At 67.7% G+C, this 18369-nt stretch carries 18 protein-coding genes and 4 pseudogenes; 9 read left to right on the top strand and 13 right to left on the bottom strand.

What is annotated here, in order from left to right; genetic code table 11:
* Positions 1-22 precede the first annotated feature (22 nt).
* Positions 23-238 (bottom strand): annotated as a pseudogene (locus tag OG978_RS40580) (IS6 family transposase); the annotation flags it as partial.
* Positions 239-424: 186 nt separating this feature from the next.
* On the opposite strand from OG978_RS40580, the pseudogene OG978_RS40575 reads away from it, so the two are divergent.
* Positions 425-2084: pseudogene (locus tag OG978_RS40575) on the top strand (transposase domain-containing protein).
* A 106-nt stretch (positions 2085-2190) separates the two neighbouring features.
* Here OG978_RS40575 and OG978_RS40570 read toward each other — a convergent pair.
* Positions 2191-2319 (bottom strand): hypothetical protein, encoded by a 129-nt coding sequence (locus OG978_RS40570; RefSeq protein WP_326763265.1) that lies wholly within the window; start codon positions 2317-2319, stop codon positions 2191-2193.
* A 46-nt stretch (positions 2320-2365) separates the two neighbouring features.
* The gene (locus OG978_RS40565) at positions 2366-2629 is read right to left on the bottom strand and encodes a hypothetical protein (RefSeq protein WP_326763266.1); all 264 of its coding nucleotides are present in this window, start codon (positions 2627-2629) and stop codon (positions 2366-2368) included.
* 648 nt (positions 2630-3277) lie between these two features.
* Here OG978_RS40565 and ltrA point away from each other — a divergent pair.
* Positions 3278-4732, top strand: coding sequence for a group II intron reverse transcriptase/maturase (gene ltrA, locus OG978_RS40560; RefSeq protein WP_326763267.1), 1455 nt, complete (start codon positions 3278-3280; stop codon positions 4730-4732).
* A gap of 189 nt (positions 4733-4921) precedes the next feature.
* Here ltrA and OG978_RS40555 read toward each other — a convergent pair whose 3' ends face one another.
* Together OG978_RS40555 and OG978_RS40550 are read right to left on the bottom strand one after the other, a co-directional pair.
* On the bottom strand, positions 4922-5317 hold the full coding sequence (locus OG978_RS40555; RefSeq protein ID WP_326763268.1) for a GNAT family N-acetyltransferase: 396 nt from the start codon (positions 5315-5317) through the stop codon (positions 4922-4924).
* A gap of 41 nt (positions 5318-5358) precedes the next feature.
* Positions 5359-6777: pseudogene (locus OG978_RS40550) on the bottom strand (ISL3 family transposase); the annotation flags it as partial.
* Between the two features lie 71 nt (positions 6778-6848).
* On the opposite strand from OG978_RS40550, the gene OG978_RS40545 reads away from it, so the two are divergent.
* Complete coding sequence (locus tag OG978_RS40545; protein ID WP_266726502.1) at positions 6849-7232, top strand: hypothetical protein; 384 nt, start codon at positions 6849-6851, stop codon at positions 7230-7232.
* Between the two features lie 20 nt (positions 7233-7252).
* Positions 7253-8257 (top strand): IS3 family transposase, encoded by a 1005-nt coding sequence (locus tag OG978_RS40540; protein WP_326763270.1) that lies wholly within the window; start codon positions 7253-7255, stop codon positions 8255-8257.
* 33 nt (positions 8258-8290) lie between these two features.
* On the opposite strand, the pseudogene OG978_RS40535 reads toward OG978_RS40540, so the two are convergent.
* From OG978_RS40535 to OG978_RS40510, 6 genes and pseudogenes are all read right to left on the bottom strand, one after another.
* Positions 8291-8488: pseudogene (locus tag OG978_RS40535) on the bottom strand (ISL3 family transposase); the annotation flags it as partial.
* Between the two features lie 435 nt (positions 8489-8923).
* A complete protein-coding gene (locus OG978_RS40530) occupies positions 8924-9553 on the bottom strand; it encodes a hypothetical protein (protein ID WP_442817629.1) in 630 nt (209 codons plus the stop codon).
* Positions 9554-9664: 111 nt separating this feature from the next.
* Positions 9665-9892, bottom strand: a complete 228-nt coding sequence (locus OG978_RS40525; protein WP_326763272.1) for a hypothetical protein — start codon at positions 9890-9892, stop codon at positions 9665-9667.
* Between the two features lie 1032 nt (positions 9893-10924).
* Positions 10925-11113, bottom strand: coding sequence for a hypothetical protein (locus OG978_RS40520; RefSeq protein WP_326763273.1), 189 nt, complete (start codon positions 11111-11113; stop codon positions 10925-10927).
* A 266-nt stretch (positions 11114-11379) separates the two neighbouring features.
* Positions 11380-11988 (bottom strand): NAD(P)H:quinone oxidoreductase, encoded by a 609-nt coding sequence (gene wrbA, locus OG978_RS40515; RefSeq protein ID WP_326763274.1) that lies wholly within the window; start codon positions 11986-11988, stop codon positions 11380-11382.
* A gap of 149 nt (positions 11989-12137) precedes the next feature.
* Positions 12138-12440 carry a muconolactone Delta-isomerase family protein gene (locus OG978_RS40510; protein WP_326763275.1) on the bottom strand — a complete coding sequence of 101 codons (303 nt, stop codon included), beginning with the start codon at positions 12438-12440 and terminating at the stop codon, positions 12138-12140.
* A 202-nt stretch (positions 12441-12642) separates the two neighbouring features.
* Here OG978_RS40510 and OG978_RS40505 point away from each other — a divergent pair, with 202 nt between their 5' ends.
* On the top strand, positions 12643-13356 hold the full coding sequence (locus OG978_RS40505; RefSeq protein ID WP_326763276.1) for an SDR family NAD(P)-dependent oxidoreductase: 714 nt from the start codon (positions 12643-12645) through the stop codon (positions 13354-13356).
* Positions 13357-13573: 217 nt separating this feature from the next.
* Positions 13574-14605 carry a nitronate monooxygenase gene (locus OG978_RS40500; protein WP_326763277.1) on the top strand — a complete coding sequence of 344 codons (1032 nt, stop codon included), beginning with the start codon at positions 13574-13576 and terminating at the stop codon, positions 14603-14605.
* Between the two features lie 105 nt (positions 14606-14710).
* Here the strand turns inward: OG978_RS40500 and OG978_RS40495 are convergent, their stop codons facing one another.
* Entirely contained in the window at positions 14711-15331 is a 621-nt protein-coding gene (locus tag OG978_RS40495; protein ID WP_326763278.1) for a TetR/AcrR family transcriptional regulator, read from the bottom strand.
* A 153-nt stretch (positions 15332-15484) separates the two neighbouring features.
* On the opposite strand from OG978_RS40495, the gene OG978_RS40490 reads away from it, so the two are divergent.
* On the top strand, positions 15485-15838 hold the full coding sequence (locus OG978_RS40490) for a nuclear transport factor 2 family protein (protein ID WP_326763279.1): 354 nt from the start codon (positions 15485-15487) through the stop codon (positions 15836-15838).
* Between the two features lie 335 nt (positions 15839-16173).
* On the opposite strand, the gene OG978_RS40485 is transcribed toward OG978_RS40490, so the two are convergent.
* Positions 16174-16893, bottom strand: a complete 720-nt coding sequence (locus OG978_RS40485) for an IS6 family transposase (RefSeq protein WP_442817630.1) — start codon at positions 16891-16893, stop codon at positions 16174-16176.
* Positions 16894-17064: 171 nt separating this feature from the next.
* On the opposite strand from OG978_RS40485, the gene OG978_RS40480 reads away from it, so the two are divergent.
* On the top strand, positions 17065-17196 hold the full coding sequence (locus OG978_RS40480; protein WP_326763281.1) for a hypothetical protein: 132 nt from the start codon (positions 17065-17067) through the stop codon (positions 17194-17196).
* A gap of 24 nt (positions 17197-17220) precedes the next feature.
* Positions 17221-18309: a serine hydrolase domain-containing protein gene (locus OG978_RS40475; protein ID WP_326769876.1), complete on the top strand. Its 1089-nt coding sequence runs from the start codon at positions 17221-17223 to the stop codon at positions 18307-18309.
* Positions 18310-18369: the final 60 nt, after the last annotated feature.

Genomic DNA, 18369 nt, shown 5'->3' with positions numbered 1-18369 from the left:
TGCATGAGGCGGTCGTGCGGGTGCGGCGGCGCAGGGCGGCCGCGTAGCGGGGGCCGAACCGGTCGCACCACCGGCGGATCGCCTCATGGGAGACGGTGATCGCGCGTGCCAGGAGCAGCTCCTCGACTTCGCGGAAGGAGAGCGGGAAGCGGTGGTACAGCCATACTGCGTGGGAGATGACCTCCGCCGGAAACCGGAACCCCTTGTACGACGGCCCTTCCCCGGCGCCCTCCGCCACCAGCTACTCCCGAACGATCAACAAACCCGGCTACCATTCCGGCCCGGAGACCACTCAAGGCCACGAAGTTAAGGGCGTGGGGGAAACTGCAACTCGCCTGACGGTTGGGGACCTTGGGGATGCGAGAACGGGACCTCTGGTAGAAGCGGGAGACCGACCAAAGTCTTCCTGCCGCGAGAGGTCCCGTTGTCCGACCAGTCTGCCACCACGACGCTCACCCGTACCATCACGGTTGCGGATGGTGTCTTCGCTCCTGGCCACCTGGGCGAGCTGACCCAGTACCTACCCTTCGAGCTCGTCGATGACGTGCTGGAACAGACGCGAGCCGTGCAGCACCGGCTGCGACAGCTGCCGTCCCGGGTGGGTGTGTACTTCGTGCTGGCCTTGGGGCTGTTTCCCGGTCTCGGGTACGCGCGGGTGTGGGACAAGCTGGTCGCTGGCCTGCACGGACTACCACTACCGGCCCCGTCGGAGAAGGCCCTGCGCGATCTACGCCGACGGCTGGGGCCCGCTCCGTTGAAGGCACTGTTCGAGGTCATGGCCGGGCCCCTGGCTCAGCCCGCGACGCCGGGGGTGTGCTATCGGCGATGGCGGACGGTCGCTTTCGACGGCTGCAGCTCCATTGAAGCCCCTGACCAGCCCCGTATCCGCGCTCTTCTGGGCAAGATCCGGCGTACCCGTGGCGGCCTGGAGGGCTATCCACACCTGCGGCTGATGGCCCTGTGCGAGACGGGCACCCGCGGACTGCTCGGTGCGGTGTTCGGCCCGACCAACACCGGAGAGACGATCTACGCCCGTCGGTTGCTGCCGCTGTTGAACCCGAGCATGCTACTGCTCGCCGACCGGGCCTTCGACGGCAGCGGCTTCCTCACCGCGGTGGGCGACACCGGAGCCCAGATGCTGATCCGCCATCTGGGCCGCGCTGCCCGACGGCTCTTTCCTCACTCGCATCGACGGCCGGACCTTCCGCATCATCGACGCAGACGTGACCGTCATGTGCGGCGACGGGCACCGCATCCGCGACCGTTACCGGCTCGCCACCACCTTGCTGGACCACCGGGCCGACCCGGCCGCGCGCCTCGTGCACCTGTACCACGAACGCTGGGAGGTCGAGTCATCCTTCCTGGCCCTGCGCCACACACTGTTCGCCGGCCGAGTCCTGCGATCGGCCGACCCCTTCGGCCTGGAGCAAGAACTCTGGGCCCAGCTCGCCCTCTACCAGACGTTGCGCCGCGCCATGGTCGATGCCGTGGAGTCCGCACCGGGGACCGACCCCGACCGCGCTGGCTTCACCGTGGCCCTCCAGGCCACCCGCGACCAGGTCATCACCGCGAGCGGCATCATCCCGGCCACCGCCACCCCTCGGGCCGAAGCCATCGGTAAAGCCATCCTGAACAACCTCCTGCCGCCTCGCCGCGCCCGCCTCAGCGCCCGGAAAGTGAAGTGCCCTGTCTCGCGCTACCCCGTCGAACAGAACGAAAAGCGCCCCGCACGCAGCCAGAACATCGTGTCCATCGCCGTCGACGTCCTTGCCCGTGCCGCCTCACGACCCTCCCCGCGGCTGCCAGAGACCATGAACGCCCGCTCCGGGACGAGCCGCTGGGACCGGGCCCTCCAGCTCCTGCGCACCGAGCCAGACCGGTCCTGGCGGACCATCGAACTCGCCGCCGCTCTAGAAATCAGCCACTACCGCAGCTTCTGTGCCCAGTTGGGACAATGGACCAAAGAAGGGATACTGCAACGCCTCGGACGCGGGCGCTACACACTCGCTGCGGAGTTGATCGCTCCCACCTCGTCCCAAGGTCCCCAGCTGTCAGGCGAGTTGCAGTTTCCCCTGCGTCCTTAACTTCGTGGCCTTGGGAGACCACTCACTCAACTTGACAGTGCCGACTCAGAAGTTCAGCGAGCGTCTGGAGTTGGTCCTCGTACTCGCCGGGGCTCGCGTCCAGCTCCTAGTCCGTGAGCCCGCGTTTCGTCGCCATCCCGCGCAACATGGCGTACATCTGTCTCTGGCCGTCGTCATAATGCTTGATCATGTTGTTGCGGGTGTCGGTGTCGACCTTGGCGTTCTCCTCGTTCACGTGAACCGTGGCTCGCCAGGTTGTACCGCCCCACCAGCGGGCGCTGTCACCCGGACGTGGCACCGCCCTGGTCGCCTTGGCCTCGGCCATGGGTGCTGGCCAGGGTGACGAGCGCGATGTGAGGGACGGCGTTCAGGCAGAGTTCCGCCGCCGTGCTCGGATCGGTCGCGGTGCGCGCCTCCTGCAGCGCCAGCAGACCGGTCAGCACCGCGGAGTCGACCGCCTCGTCGAGAACCTCGTCCGCGGCGAGTTCGCCGCCGGCCACCAGCTCGCGCAGCCAGGCGGCTGCCTCTGCGGACCGGTCCGCCACCGCGCGGCCAGCTGGCTTTGTTCATGAAAACGGGTTCTGGCTCAACTTCTGTTTGCGCCGTGAGGCGCTGTTGGTTCGAGTGGAGGTGGAAGGCCTGCACCAACCCGCTGTCGCAGCAGCTGGGTTGAAGCTGAGGGCAGCCTGATCCGGGTGATGCCGGGGAGGGTGAGAGCGGCCCTGACGAAGCCGGGACGTGACCAGTACTGCCAGATGGGGCGGGTCCGGCAAGTGTGATGGAGAGGAGTACGCGAGGAACCGGCGTTTTACGTCTCTTAACGAGCCTCCGGCTCCAACCTGGTGGATCTGGGCCGGAAGCGGTGCGTACTCGGGTCATCCTTTCGGGTGGTCTGACAACTCCTGGGTCGGTTTACGAAAGCTGGCCGGGAGGCCACGAGGAAAGCCTGCGGCGTACTCGTGGCGATGCCGCAGGGACACAGTCGGGCTCCTACTCCGTCGAGCGAACCACAGTGAACACGGGAACCGTCCCGAACCTCGCCCCGCTACCTGTCTCCAGCAGGCTGCCGGGGCTGGGCGCATCGACCGCCGATCGGTCCGGGACGGGGCGGAGCCGCCGTAGTACTCCGAGGCCGGGAAAGCCGGCCGCATGGGGAAGGGCGGCAGCGGTATCGAGAAGGGAAGGACGCTGCAATGCCGGAAGATGCCCCGCCGAATGGCGGAGCCCCGGGCCCTCGGGCCCGGGTACTGGAGATGCAGGCCAAGCTTCACCGTTGGGCGGTGGCCGATCCCGGCCGCCGGTTCGATGACCTGTTCAACTTCGTGCACGATCCGGCGACGCTGTTGGTGGCGTTCGACCGGGTCGCGGGCAACCGGGGAGCCCGGACTCCCGGCGTCGACGGCCTGACCGCCACCGACGTCGAGGAATCCATCGGTGTCCCCGGATTCCTGAACGACCTGCGGGTCGCCGTCAAGGGCGGTGCGTTCTGTCCTCTGCCGGTGCGGGAACGCAGCATTCCCAAGCCGGGAGGCTCGGGAAAGGTCCGTAAACTCGGGATTCCGACGATCGCGGACCGGGTCGCTCAGGCAGCGCTGAAACTGGTGCTGGAACCGATCTTCGAGGCCGACTTCAAGCCGGTCTCCTACGGGTTCCGGCCCCGACGGCGGGCCCAGGACGCCATCGCCGAGATCCACTATTTCGGCACCCGGGGATATCGCTGGGTGCTGGATGCGGACATCGAGGCGTGCTTCGACTCGATCAACCACACGGCCCTGATGGACCGAGTGCGTCATCGGGTGAAGGACAAGCGTGTCCTGTCGCTGGTCAAAGCCTTCCTCAAGGCCGGGATTCTTACTGAACTCGGTGAGAACAAGGAGACGTTGACCGGCACCCCGCAAGGCGGCATCCTCTCCCCGCTGCTGGCGAACATTGCTCTGTCGGCGCTCGATGAGCACCTGCACGAGACGTGGGAGCCGGGCGGGACGATGGCCACCGAAGGTAAACGCGCCCACCGGCGCCGCAAGGGTCGGCCGACGTGGCGGGTCGTCCGCTACGCGGACGACTTCGTCGTCCTGGTGCACGGCACCGAGGCCGACACTGCGGCACTGCGCGAAGAAGTCGCTGACGTGCTCGAACCTCTGGGATTGCGCCTGTCGCAGGCGAAGACCCGGATCGCGCACATGAGTGATGGGTTCGACTTCCTGGGCTTCCGCATCCAGTGGAAACGCAAAGGAGGCACGGACAGATGGCACGTCTACACCTTCATCGCGGACCGGCCCATCCGGTCCTTGAAGGCGAAGGTCCGTGCTGTGACAGGCAGGACATCGCAGCAGGATCTCGCCACCGTGCTGATCAGACTCACTCAGATCATGCGCGGTTGGGCCAACTACTTCAAGCACGCTGTCGCCAAGCATGTCTTCACGAAGCTTGACGCCTTCGTGTGGTGGCGTCTGATCCGCATGCTGCGGGAACGTCACCACTGGAGTTGGGGCGAAGTCCGCCGCCGGTTCACCACCCCCACCGGGCGGTGGCTACCGATCGCGGCGGACGGGGCCGAACTGTTCCAGATCGCATCGGTCACGGTCAGCCGTTACCGATACCGGGCCAGCAGGATCCCCAACCCATGGCACCCTGCGAACCCCGTCTGACGGCAGAGACCGTGGAGAGCCCGTTGCGCTGAGAGGCGCACGGCGGGTTCGGCGAGAGGTCCGGAGAAACGGACCGGGAGCAATCCCGGCACCGCGCTCCGGGCCTACTCAGCGGTGCCGACACGGTGAGTGACAGCTGGGAATGAGTGGGGCGGTGTGCACCGGGGCTGAGGGGGTCGGGCCGTGGTGTTACAGGGCGATCAGCCCTGCTGCTGTCTCCCGGAAGCCACAGGCGTCGAAATAGAACGAGCGCAGATGTTCCTCGAAGTCGACGTGGAGCCACTCGCACTTCGCGGCACGGGCTTCTTTGGCTGCGACTGCGACAAGCGCGGCGCCAACCCCTATCGACCGAAGATGCTGGGCGACCACCGTGTCCAGAATGAAGGCGTGTGCTCCGCCGTCCCAGACAACGTTGACGAATCCGATCAGATCGCCATTTTCCCTCGCGCAGACCCAGCCAAGGCTGTGGCGCTCAAGCCGTGCTTGCCAGTCGGTCTGAGCGACCGGGGATCCGAAACCGTCGGCGTGCAATCTGTTGAGGGATGCGTTGTCGAAGTCGCCTTGCCACTCATACTTGATCGCCACGTCCAGATCCTAGTGCCGAGAAGGTACTTGGTCCGCATCGACTACTGGGCGAGGAGAACCCGCTTCCGGAGGAGACGGAAGCCGGCACGGCCGAACATCTGGCGCTTGAGCATCTTGATCCGGTTGACATGGCCTTCGACGACACCAGAGCTCCAGGGGAGGGTCAGGCCGGCGATGACGGCGTCACGGTCGCGGCCGATGCCCGCGGCGAGGGTGTGGAGGCTGGGGAGATCGTCTTGTCTCACGGCGGTGAGCCAGTCCGGCAGGAGCTCGCCCTGGCGCTCGGTGAGCATGGTCGCGAAGGACCGGACGTGCCTGGTGAGTGCATCGATTTCGGGACAGTTGGCCCGGACGTGCTTCAAGCGGAGTTGTTCAGTCTCGGAGAGGCTTTCCGGTCGGCGGAGGACCCACCCGGCGACGATCCGGGGCGAAGGCGCACGGGCCGTCACCGGCCCTGGTGAAGTGCGTTTCTGGCGGAGGTAGGCGCGAACCCGCTGGTAGCTGCCCGTGTAGCCGAGCGGAACGATCTCCTCCCACAGCTTCCAGGCGTTCGTTCCGCCCTCGTTCCAGCGGTCGTCGAGATAGGGCTTGTACTCGTCGAGAACCGAGCGCCGTGCTTGCCACTGACCGGTGAAAAGATCTTCTGGCCTGGCAGCGTCCGCGTACCGTTTGACGGTTCGGCTGGTCATGCCGAGCTGCCGCTGGATCGCGCGGCGGCTGTGCCCCGCCTCCACCAGGGCGTGGACCGTGGCGTGAACGGTCCGGGTTCGGTCGGCGAACCGGTGGCCGGTCGGCCAAGGCGAGTCGGAGGACTCCTGCACAGGTCCTGGCTCCGCCTCGGGCGTTTCAGGTGTCTCGGGCACCAGGACACGCAGGCATCGCCGGTGCTGGGCGATGCTCCGCTCGGCTGCCTCACTGAGGTTGTGCCAGAGGTGCCACCGGTCTGCGACCTGCACGGCCTGCGGGGCGCCGACGGCGGCGCCTTCGGCGAAGAACGGCGCGCGGTCCCGGCAGACCACCTCGATTCCGGGCCGCTGGGCCAGCCACGCAGCCAGGGTCGACGACTCCCGGTCAGGCAACAGGTCGATGGGCCGGCGGGTCTCGACGTCCACAAGAACGGTCCCGTAGTGGCGGCCCTTGCGGGTGGCGTACTCGTCGACGCCGACCACCCGCGGAGCGGGCACCTCCGGCTCGGGAAGCGCGTCGACCAACCGCAGGACCGTGCTGCGGCTGACCGCCCCGCCCACGATGGCAGCCAGCCGGGCACCGGCCCGGCCGGCCAGGGCAAGACCGATCGAGGCCAGGGTCGAGCGGAGCCGCTCGGTCCGCTGACCGTTTCTCCGGGTCAGGCCGGGTATCTGCTCGACGAACGTGCGACGTCCGCACTCAACGTTCCCGCAGGTGAACCGGCGGACCCGCAACTGGAGAACCACGCTTCGTCCCGCGCTCGGAACCCTCTCTGTCAGCCTTGGGTGAGACATCCCGTTCTGCGGGGTTAGCCTGAGAGGGCACGACAGGAGAACCGTCCCTTATGCCCAGTACAGAGCCCGTCGGGTCCGAGCCGGCGCCGAGGCCGAAGCGCCGCACTTTCACCTCGGAGTACAAGCTGCGAATCGTCGCCGAGTACGACGCCGCGCCCAGGAACGAGAAGGGTGCGGTCCTGCGCAGGGAACGGCTCTACCACTCGCATGTCAAGGAGTGGCGGGCCGCCCGGGATGCCGGGGCCCTGGAAAACCTGGTCGACCGCCGGACCAGCCCGGCCCGTGCGAAGAAGTCCGCCGCGGAGGTGGAGAACGAAAAGCTGCGGCAGCAGGTGGAGCGGTTGCAGAGGGACCTGGCACGGAACAAGGCCGCACTCGAGGTGATGGGAAAAGCTTCCGCGCTCTTGGAAATGATCTCCGAGAGCGCGGACTGAAGCCTGCCGCCGACCCTGTCGTGGACGAGGCGTTCACCAGCGTCGAGGTTCAGCTGGGCATCACGGCCGCCTGTCGGCTGACCGGCCGCTCCCGCGCCACGCATTACCGTCGGCTCCGGCCCCCACCACCACGCAGAACACGTGCCCCACAGATGCAGCCGTCGGCCCTGACGGCCGAAGAGCGTTCTGCGGTACTCGAGTTGATGAACGGCGACGAGTACGCCGAGCTGGCGCCCGCGCAGATCTGGGCCCGCGAGCTGGATGCCGGGCGCTATCACTGCTCCGTCTCGACGATGTACCGGATCCTGCGCGAGCAGGATCAGTCCGGTGAGCGCCGACGGCAGGCCACCCATCCCGCCAAGGCGGTGCCCGAGCTGGTCGCCACCGGGCCCTCGCAGGTGTTCACCTGGGACATCACCAAGGCGGCCGGGCCGGCCAAGGGCGTCTGGTATCACGCCTACGTGATCATCGACATCTTCAGCCGGTATATCGTCGGCCACACCGTCGAGCGAGCCGAATCAGCTGTGCGGGCCGAGGAGCTGATCCGCGAGACCATCGCCCGCAACGGCATCGTGCCCCAGACCGTGCACGCGGACCGCGGCACCTCGATGACGTCGAAGAAGGTCTCCCAACTACTGATCGATCTGGGCGTGACGCGGTCGCACTCGAGGCCGAAGGTCTCCAACGACAACCCTTACAGCGAGGCCCAGTTCAAGACCACGAAGTACATGTCGGATTATCCTGAACGGTTCGATTCGCTGGCCCACGCCCGCGAGTGGTTCGACGCGTTCATCGCGTATTACAACCATGAGCACCGGCACTCGGGTATCGGCTGGCACACACCAGCCTCCGTCCACTTCGGGACCGCCGAGGAAGTCCGCGACCAGCGCGCGGTCACCCTCGCCGAGGCATACGCCCGCCACCCCGAACGCTTCGGCCGCCGCCCCAGACCACCCGAGATACCCCAGACGGCCTGGATCAACGACCCGGCCAAACGCAGGGAACCCGCACCACAAACCTCATAGCGTCACGACCGTCTCACTGGACTTGAAATCTTCCGGAACATCATCGGGAAATCGCAGGTAGGAGCCGTGCACCTTGGCTGACCATGCCCCACAACCCGGACACGAGGCACCAGCTGCGGTGCACCGCACATCAACACGCACTATCGCGATGTTCACGTCTACCGACAGCACCGCGACATCCGCGATCGACGGGAACAACAGCTCCTCCAGCCGGAACAAGATCTCATTCACAGCCACGAACTATCGGCCCAGCCACGCATGCCACTGCTCGTTTTGAGGCAACTTACCTGGCCGCCCCAGGGAGTTCAGTCGTTACTCACAGTGCACGGACCACACAACCTGAGCCAGAACCACTACTGGTGAATAAAGCCACCGGGCTTACGGCTGCACCGCCCGGGCTACGCGTCACGGAGCAGGCGTAGTTGAAGGGTCTTCTCCAGGGCTTGGGAAGCGGCCGGGCGTGGGCGGCCAAATGCGGCAAGGACGGGTGTGGCGCTGGTTGGGCTGGGTTTTTTGTGAGGCTGAAGGCGGTGGGCTGGGCGTTCGTAGCGTCGCGGGATCCGGATGGGCAGGCCGGAGCGAGTCTGGCCTGCTGGCGGGTAGGGGCGCTGCGGGCCCTTCCAGATGCGGGGCATGTCGGTGTTCATGTAGTCGCTCACCACTTGGTCACGGAGGTAGTCGTAGTCGGGGCCGTTCGCGGCTGCGGTCATCAGTAGGACGGGGGGTTGGGGTGGCACGGCCGTCCGCGACGCGGATCTCGACGACAGCCGGAGGCTGGCGGGCGTGGGTTTGCGCGATCCGGTCCCACGCTCGTTCCCACGGTCTGACTTTGCGGGGGGAAGCGCCGAGGGCTTCCATGAACGCGGTGACGTGCTCGCGGGAGGGGACCGCTTCCCCCCGCAGAACGGCGCTCAGACTGCTCTTCGGGAGCCGGAAGTGCCGGCCATCAGCGGTCCGCCCGGCCTCGGATTGCAAGTAGCCCAGAGACGGCTGGCCCTCCCTGGCACGGACCTGGATCATCGCCCGGCGTAACTGACCGAAGGTCTCGATCAGTTCCGGGTGAGTGAGTGCGGAGCGCACCGAGGTGGCCAGGTCCTGGAACTCTGTGGTGGTCTCCTCTCGACGCCGGAGTTCTTCCTCGGAGCGGCGGGCGGCTTTCCACAGGCGGATCGCGTCTGCGGGATCGGCGTCGCAGGCTTGTGCGTAGGCTTCGACGAGTTTACGGGAGGGGACTTTCCCGCTGGCGCCGCGCGAGAGCATGGTCGCGGTGAACCGGTATCCGATCAGTTTGGCCATCGCCGCGTAGGTGACGCCTCGGCGCTCGCGCTGGGCACGTAGCCACAGCGCGAGCGCTTCGGACTGCCGGGTTCTGCGGCGACGGCGTTCTCACGCCGTCCCATAGGTGGGTCAGACTGCCTCGGGCGAGGGCGCTGTCGTCGTGCGCATCGCCCTCAGCGAGCTGACGGCGACGTAGAGGGCGCCTGCGATGAACTCAAGAGCGCCGAACATCGGCAGGCCGGCCAGGGCGAGGGCTCCTGCCACGAGGATGACGACGAGGATGATGACCACCTCGCCGGGCGTCAGCGCGCCCGGGTAGGCGCTGGGCGAGGACGGCGGGAAGAGTGATGAACGCATGCGTGTCTCCAACTGGCGTCGCGTCAGAACCCTGAATAGGGCGCGGACTTGGGCTGCACCGTGAACAGCTGACGGGGACTTCCAGGTCCGGTCCGTCAACGTTCGGCGATCCTCTCACCAGTAACCCGACCATCACAATGCGTGGCCCTTCGGGCAAGGGCGTTGATTCATGAACGTCCAGAGCCCGGGTCCGCGATGCGGGCGAACGGGTGGACGAGCCGGCAGCCGGCTACCAGGAGGCTGCAGGTCAGGAGAATGAAACCAATTTTTTCATTCGTTTCCGTCCATCCGGCGTTGCCGAAGGCACGCACGCGATGACACCCTCCTAGCAACGCTGTCTCGGGTACTCGTACCCGAGGTCTCCCTGGCGTCGTGGCTGCACCATGGAACAGGGACCGGGCATCACCGCGTTCCAGCGCGGCGCCCCAGAGGGTGGCGCATCCTCACCGGATGCGGCCACCCTCCGCACCCTCATAAGCCAAAGCAGTCAACCGGTTCATGGAATCTGTCCCTGCACACATACGGCTTCACCCACGGCATAACGAACTCCCCCTCCCCCGACGGGCAGCACCCCCTTTCCGCAGCCGATCCACCAACCGGGCCAGGAAGTCCCCGTCCGAGCGGCAGCGGTGCCTGAGCGCGGGAAAGCCCCGGCTGGCCGGGGAAGACCGGCCGGGACCGTGAGGTGTGTGGGTGCGGAGGGTGGTCACCTCTCGGCGGAGGGCTCCATGGGGCTCCAGCCGAACGATCGACAGGGCTGCTCGGCGCGGGTGACGGCCCCGCTCACGGTCCACCGGGCCGTGCTGGCGCAGTGCACCGACCTCGCCGGTGACGGTTCTACCCCCGGCCGGGCGCAAGGCGCACCGGATGCCTGACCTCATGTGAGGTTCCGCTGGACGTGGTAGTGCCACCACACCAGGCCTCGCGAACTGCGGCGTTCGAAGGAGAGGCGATCTTATGGCTCAGGGCCTCGCACGCATCCAGGTGCGAGACCCTGAGCCGCGGCCCTCTACCATTCGGTCTGAATGGGGGTCACCAGCGGGAGTGGAAGTACAGGGCGTGGAAGGCGGCGCGCAGCGGGGCGGCTCCCGCGCCAGTGTCCGTCCAAGTGGAGCCGGCGTCATTGGAGTACGTCATCGCGTGCCTGCCCTTGGTCAGCACGCGCAGCTCGCTGTGGTCGATACCGGCTTCCTTGCGGTAGAGCACGATGTGACCGGCCACCCATCGCACCCTGGGCCATGAGCAGCGCGCCGATCCTGGTGCACCGGCCGTCGCCCACGGGTGGGCGTCGGGTCACCTGCTGCGGGCAGATTCTCGGGCTCGCGCACGGCGATGGGGCCACAGCACCGCTTTGCCGCCGTCGGGCGGCGAGCGACCGGAGTCGCTGTAGGCCCGGCCGGGTCCGCGCCCTGCGCCGGCGCGGTGACGCGTCGGCCGGCGCCGCCGGTGTGGCGGCGCCGGCCTGCCTGACGCGGCTGGTGGACGGGTCAGGCTGCCTTGAGCTGGGCCGCTATCCTCACGACGCGTTCGGCCTGGTGGCGGGCGGCGGCGCGGGTGGTGTCGTCCACCGGGTTCGTGCCCTGCCCGTCCACGTGCGAGGTGCCGTAAGGGTTGCCGTCGGCGAACTTGACCGGGTCCGTGAAGCCGGGGGCGACCACGATGCCGCCGAAGTGGTGGACGCTGGTGTAGAGCGCCTGGAGCGTCGTCTCCTGTCCGGCGTGGAGGGTCGCGGACGAGGTGAAGCCGCTGTAGACCTTGTCGGCCAGCTTCCCCTGTGCCCACAGCCCGCCGAGGGTGTCGATGAACTGCTTGAGCTGCGAGGAGAGGTTGCCGAACCGGGTGGCGGATCCGAACAGTACGGCGTCGGCCCACTCGATGTCCTCGGGTGTCGCCTCGGGGATGCCCGCGGTGGCGGCGTGGTTGGCTGCCCACGCCGGATTGGCCTCGATGGCCGCCCGCGGGGCCAGCTCGGCGGCCTTCACCAGGCGGACCTCGGCACCGGCCTTCACACCGGCATCGCGGAGCTCCTCGGCTATCTCGGCGATGGTGCCGGTGGAGGAGTAGTAGACGATCGAAAGCTTGACGGGAGTAGCCACGGCAGCGGCTCCGTTCCTTGTGGGGATTCTGGTGGGGTTGTCGCGAGACCGAACTAGACGACCGGTCCACTAATTCAAGGTAGACGACCGGTCCAGATGATTCAAGGCCGGGTGCCGCGGTTACGGCGGGAGCGACGAGGCCCGTGCGATCAGGCGGTGACGGCAGTCCTGCCCGGGTCGTTGGGGTGGGACTGCAGGACCGTCACCACCGAGGTCATCCACGGCCAGAGCGGCAGTGCGCCGAGCACCTTCTCGTACAGCTCACCCTCGTCGGCGGCCCGCCACAGACCGATGCTGCGCAGTTCGCCCACCGGGCGCCACAGCCTGACGAGGTGACCGGCCGCGGCCAGCTCCCCAGCCCTTACGGATTCCTCGGCGCGACGGCGGTCGACCTCCGCCGGGTCGGTGCCCTCGGGAACGGTGGTGGTGAGCTCGACCAGGAACTCCTTCATGGCACTTCTCCTTCTCTCTGCGGGGCCTACCGGCCCCTCGTGACGACGCACACGAGGCGGCGCAGCCGCCCTTCCGCGGGCGCACACCCTGCCGCCACGACGGTACGCACGCCTTTTGAAATATTTCGACCGGTCGTCTACTTTGACATAAGTGACCGGTCGGCTAGTCATCTCATCCTCATCTCCCTGGAAGAAGGTCATCATGAGCACGCAGGTTCAGAAGGTCGCGGTCGTCACGGGTGCGTCGCAGGGCATCGGAGCCGGGATTGTCACCGCCTACCGCAAGCTGGGCTATGGCGTCGTCGCCACCTCGCGCCGCATCCCCGCGTCGGACGACCCCGACGTCGTCACCGTCCAGGGCGACATCGCCGACCGCGCGACCGCAGAGCGCGTCATCGCCGCCGGCGTCGAGCAGTTCGGCCGTATCGACACGCTGGTCAACAACGCGGGGATCTTCGTCGCGAAGCCCTTCACCGACTACACCGAGGACGACTACGACGCGGTGCTCGGCGTGAACCTGGACGGTTTCTTCCGCATCACCCAGCTCGCGGTGGAGCGCATGCTCGAGCAGGGCGGCGGTCACGTCGTGCAGATCACGAGCACGCTCGCCGACCAGGCCAGCTCCAGTGTGACCTCCGTACTCGCCTCTCTGACCAAGGGCGGACTGCAGTCCGCCACCAAGGCGCTGGCCATCGAGTACGCCGGCCGCGGCATCCGCAGCAACGCCGTGGCGCTGGGCACCATCAAGACACCCATGCACCCCGAGGAGCATCACGCGGCACTCGCGGCACTGCATCCGGTCGGCCGTATGGGCGAGGTGAGCGACATCGTCGACGCGGTCGTCTACCTCGAGAACGCCCCGTTCGTCACAGGCGAGATCCTCCACGTCGACGGCGGCCAGAGCGCCGGGTACTGAGCGCGGGCACTCAACGCCTGGCTTCGCCCGCGCGGGCCCGAGGCGGGGCGCGCCACCGTGCCCGTGCCCTTGCCAGCCGCCCCGGAACCGGCTGCCGACGGCCCGGCGCCGACGACGAACCGGCCGGCACCGGCCCCCTCGGGGACCGGCCCGGGGCGGGCCACTGCCTCCTGCCGGACCAAGTCCGTCCCCATCTCACGAGGAGAGAAGACACTCCATGACCTCGCCACTCGACGGCCTCGCCGTGGACAACCCGGTTCTGGCCGCGCCGATGGCCGGCGGTCCCAGCACCCCCGCACTGGTCGTGGCGGCGGCCCGTGCGAACGGACTAGGGTTCCTCGCCGGCGGATACAAGACCGCCGACGCACTGGCCGAGCAGATCGCCGAGGTCCGACGCCACGACATCGCCTTCGGGGTCAACCTCTTCGCTCCCAACCCCCTGCCGGTCGATCCGGAGGCCTTCCGACGCTATGCCGCCGCGATCGCCCCCGAAGCCCGGGTCTACGAACTCGACATCCAGGCAGCGGAAATCGTCGAGGACAACGACCACTGGTCGGACAAGATCGACTTGTTGCTGTCCGCACCGGTACCGGTCGTCAGCTTCACCTTCGCCATCCCGGACACAGCCGTCATCGCCTCACTGCGCGCCGCCGGAACCCTGGTCGTCCAGACGGTCACGTCACCGGCGGAGGCCCGCCTGGCCGCGGACGCGGGCGCCGACGTACTGGCCGTACAGGCGTCGGCCGCCGGAGGGCACTCAGGCACACTCACCCCAGAACGTGTTCCGGCCTCCGTCCCACTGACCGATCTGCTGGGGCAGATACGGGAGGCGGTGTCGCTGCCGCTCGTCGCCGCGGGCGGGCTGGCCACCCCGGCCGGCGTGGCCGAGGCACTACGCGCCGGGGCCGAGGCGGTAATGGTCGGTACGGTCCTGCTGCGGGCGGACGAAGCCGGTACGTCGCTCCCCCACAAGGCGGCCCTGGCCGACCCGAAGCGCCGCCGGACCGTGGTGACCAGGGCGTTCACAGGCCGGCCCGCACGGGCTCTGGCCAACCGGTTCACCGACCACTACAGCGGCCTCGCCCCCTCTGGCTACCCCGCCCTGCACCATCTGACCAGGCCGATGCGCCAGGCCGCCGCCGCGGCCGGCGACCCCGAGCGGATCAATCTGTGGGCCGGGACCGGGTACCGCCAGGCCACCGCCGAGCCCGCCGCCCAGATCCTGCGGAGACTGGCCTCCCACGTCTGAACGCCCTCGGCGCCCGACGCACACCAAGGCACCGGCAGTCCGGGACCTCCGGGCCAACGGGACTCTGGCGCCCGACACTCCGACCCGCCGGCAGCGGACCGGGGCTCATGCCTCGGCCGCTGCCTCCTGCGGCGCCCGGGCGCCCAGCAGAGCCAGGCAGTTCGCCCAGAGAACGCTCAGCTGGGACGTGCTGTTGTAGAGCTTGGCGAACAGCACCTGTCCTTCGAGCTGCGCGACGACCGATCGCGCCGCCTCACGGGTGTCGGCGACAGTGACCTCGCCACGCTCACGCGCCTCGGCGACGACCGACTCCACCATGTCGACCTGGGCGTCGAAGATCTCCTGCAGGCGTCGGCGGATCGCTTCGGTCTGATTGCTCAGCTCCAACGTGAGGTTCCCGAACAAGCAGCCGGAGACGGTGCCACAGCTCTTCTGCCCCGCGCGCTGGATCGCCTCGGTCTCCTCGAAGAGCTGCCGCAGCCGCTGCAGAGGGTCGGCGTCGCCGCGCAGAACACGGGCCCACTCGCGACGCTGGTCGGCCCAGTGCTCGTCGAGCACAGTCAGCGCCAGAGCCTCCTTGGACTCGAAGAAGTAGTAGAAGCTCCCCTTGGGCACCCCGGCCGTCTTGCAGATCTCGGCCACGCCCAGCGCCGAGTAGCCACGCAGCTCGATGAGCGACTGCGCGGTGCTGATGATCTTTTCCCTGGCGTCACTGGTCCGTCCCATGGTTGCAAGTATACGACCGCTCGACTATTTTGTACTGGACCGGTCGGCTAGCAACTCCGCGGGACCACTCGGTCGCAATCCGCGACCGTCCGCAGCTGGAGCCGCTGCCCGCACACCCACGCGCAGATGAGAGCTAAAGCAATGACCCACCCGATGCATGACGTCCTTCGGCGCTGGAAGGCCGCTTTCGACGGCCACCAGCCCGACACCATGGCCGATCTGTTCACCCCGGACACCCTCTTCCAGGGCTTCGGACCCGCCGTCCTCACCGGCCGGGACGCGGTGCGGGGCTACTACACAGCCGTACCGGCCGACCGAAGGGCCGAGGCAACGATCCTGCACACATACACGATCGGCGAGCAGGTCGCCGGAGGCTTCGCGGACGTCACGTTCGGCGACGCGCACGACTGGGAGGCCCATGTACATCTGTCGCTGGTCCTCCGCCTCGACAACGCCGGCTGGCAGATCCGCCAGTACCACGTCTCCCGCGTCGACGCCGAGCACTAGGGCCTGCCTGGAGTCGTGATGACGTGGATCGAACATTCTGCGGCCACTCAACGATCACGCTTGACTGCTTTCCGTAAGCGCTCGCGAGAGCGGATCAGCGCCGAGATAGGGCACAACCTGTATGATTTCCGTGAGGACTGATTCGTCGGTTGCCGAACACATGTAGCAGAATGGCTGATTCTCGCCGCATATAACTCCCCGTCAATCACGATGTTTCAGCGCGCTGGTCAGTTCCCGATTGGCGGCCTGGGCCGCATCGGGCGTTGTCACGTTGTCGGGGGTATAGGCGTCTGGCGGTGCGTCAGGGCGTGGTCGAGGCGGCTGTCGGCTGTCGGTCAGGCCGTGGCGGGCAGGCCGGCGGTGCCGGTGATCTGGTCCCAGATCGTGAAGCGGACGGTCATCTCGAGGCGGTGGTCGGGTGCGGTGCGGTGGTAACGGCCGGGTCGGAAGTGGGGCGAGATACCGCTGAACGCGGCCAGGAATCTTTGGGCGCCACCGACGCTGCGGAAGCCCTTCATCGCGCGCTCGCGCTGCCTGGTGGGCTGGTGCGAGTTCTCCGCCCGGTTGTTCAGTCCTTTGTGGGAGCGGTGCTCGACCGAGGGCATCACCTCGCGGTGGGCGGCGCTGTAGGAGCGGAGCTTGTCGGTGACGACCACCCGCGGCACCGTGCCGGTCTCTTTGAGGAGTCTGCGGAAGAAACGCCTGGCCGCGGCCTTGTCGCGGCGGTTCTGGATCAGGATGTCGAGCAAGTTGCCGTCGACGTCGACGGCCCGCCACAGGTACTTCACCTCGCCGTTGACCTTGATGAAGACCTCGTCCAGGTGCCATTTATCGCCGGGCCGAGGACGGCGGCGCCGCAGGCTGTTCGCGTAGGCCTGGCCGAACTTCAGGCACCACCGGCGCACCGTCTCGTAGGACACCATGACGCCGCGCTCGAGCATCAGCTCCTCGACCTCGCGGAAGCTGAGCGGGAACCGGAAGTACAGCCACACGCAGTGGGAGATCACCTCGACCGGGTACCGGTGCCCCTTGTACGACGGCGGCGTACTGTCCACGGACAACCCCCTCCACCATGATCAACCCGAAGATCATCCCACCCGTCAGCCAACGTGACAGTGCCGTCCGTCGACCTGCGGCCCTTGAAGGCGGTCGCGGGCTCGGGGGGCAGCGGCTCCACCGCGGGGCCGGAGGGGATACCGACGACACGCGATCCGCGAGGTGACGGAATGTACGTCGCGGTCAACGGACCGGCGGCCGAGGCGGGTTGGGGCGACACTCTCCCCGCGGCGCGTGCGGTCAGGGTAAAGCGGTTGCTCGCAGGCGGACTGGTGACGATCATCATCACCGATGACTGGTGAACTTTCTTCTGTGAGGGGTCTGCGGTGACGATCGTGACGAGGGCTGACGGATTCGATCCGGCTTGCCTGGAGGAGGCCGTCTCCGCAGTGGCGCAGGAAAGGGGGTTCTCCGGCACGGTCCGGGTCACGCGTCACGGGGAGCCGGTATTCACCCGCGCGTTCGGGATGGCGTCACGGCGGTGGTCCATACCGAACACGTGCGACACGCGATTCCGGGTGGCGTCGGTGTCCAAGATGTTCACAGCGGTGGCCGTCCTGCAGCTCGTCGAGCGGAAGCAGGTCTGCCTCGACGACGCGCTGGTGGGCTTCGTGAAAGAGCACATGCCCCAGCTCGATCCGCGTGTCACGGTCCACCACGCCCTGACGATGACGGCGGGCATCGGCGACTGGTTCGAGGAGGGCAGCGACGACTGGGAGGCCGAATGGGCCGCCCTGACCTCCTCCCACCCGCTCTACCTGCTGCGGAGCAACAAGGACTACCTGTCGCTGTTCGCCGGTAAGCAGCCCCACTTCCCTCCCGGGGAGCGTCATCTGTACAACGGCGCCGGCTACATCCTGCTCGGCCTGCTCATCGAATCGGTGACCGGCCGCTCCTTCGAGGAGGTCATCGCCGACGATGTATTCGCCCGTGCCGGAATGAGCGCGGCAGGATTCCCGGCCCTGGACGACCTGGGGCCGGACATTGCCGAGGGATACCTCACCACCGCCGGCAGCCCCACCCCGTACCGGACCAATCACTACGCGACCACCCCCGGGGCCGCCGCCGACGGAGGGGCTACCTGTAGCGCCGCCGATCTGACGGCCTTCGCCCACGCACTGCGCCACGGGCGGCTGCTGAACGAGGAGACCACGCGCCTGGCTCTGACCCCGCAGGTCGACGAGCGTGAGGAGAAGGTCCGCGGCTACCAGTGGATGTACGGCTTCGGCCTCACCCACATCCTCGACGACGAAGGAACCATCGTCCGCTGGGGCCACACGGGCGAGGAGGACGGGGCCAGCGCCCGCCTCTATCACTACCCGCAGCAGGGCCTGGACGTCGCAGTCCTCGGCAACATCAGCTGGTGCGCCGGCGACATGGGGTGGGCCATCCACGACGCCCTGGTCGGCAACTGAGCAGCCGCGTGCCGCGTTCGCGACGCCGGGCGCTCAGCAGACCGGACAGGCATCGAAGGG

Origin of the sequence: Streptomyces sp. NBC_01591 (assembly GCF_035918155.1) — a bacterium.
Taxonomy (GTDB): Bacteria; Actinomycetota; Actinomycetes; order Streptomycetales; family Streptomycetaceae; genus Streptomyces.
The sequence above is the reverse complement of the archived record's forward strand: the minus strand, read 5'-3'. Positions and strand labels throughout refer to the sequence as shown.

Bases quoted from the DNA above. Each gene is read 5' to 3' on its own strand.
- ltrA (WP_326763267.1), top strand. From the start codon at position 3,278: ATGCCGGAAGATGCCCCGCCGAATGGCGGAGCCCCGGGCCCTCGGGCC.
- OG978_RS40500 (WP_326763277.1), top strand. From the start codon at position 13,574: ATGACCTCGCCACTCGACGGCCTCGCCGTGGACAACCCGGTTCTGGCC.
- OG978_RS40490 (WP_326763279.1), top strand. From the start codon at position 15,485: ATGCATGACGTCCTTCGGCGCTGGAAGGCCGCTTTCGACGGCCACCAG.
- OG978_RS40530 (WP_442817629.1), bottom strand. From the start codon at position 9,553: ATGGCCAAACTGATCGGATACCGGTTCACCGCGACCATGCTCTCGCGC.
- OG978_RS40505 (WP_326763276.1), top strand. From the start codon at position 12,643: ATGAGCACGCAGGTTCAGAAGGTCGCGGTCGTCACGGGTGCGTCGCAG.
- OG978_RS40510 (WP_326763275.1), bottom strand. From the start codon at position 12,440: ATGAAGGAGTTCCTGGTCGAGCTCACCACCACCGTTCCCGAGGGCACC.
- OG978_RS40525 (WP_326763272.1), bottom strand. From the start codon at position 9,892: ATGCGTTCATCACTCTTCCCGCCGTCCTCGCCCAGCGCCTACCCGGGC.
- OG978_RS40545 (WP_266726502.1), top strand. From the start codon at position 6,849: ATGCCCAGTACAGAGCCCGTCGGGTCCGAGCCGGCGCCGAGGCCGAAG.
- OG978_RS40480 (WP_326763281.1), top strand. From the start codon at position 17,065: ATGTACGTCGCGGTCAACGGACCGGCGGCCGAGGCGGGTTGGGGCGAC.
- OG978_RS40495 (WP_326763278.1), bottom strand. From the start codon at position 15,331: ATGGGACGGACCAGTGACGCCAGGGAAAAGATCATCAGCACCGCGCAG.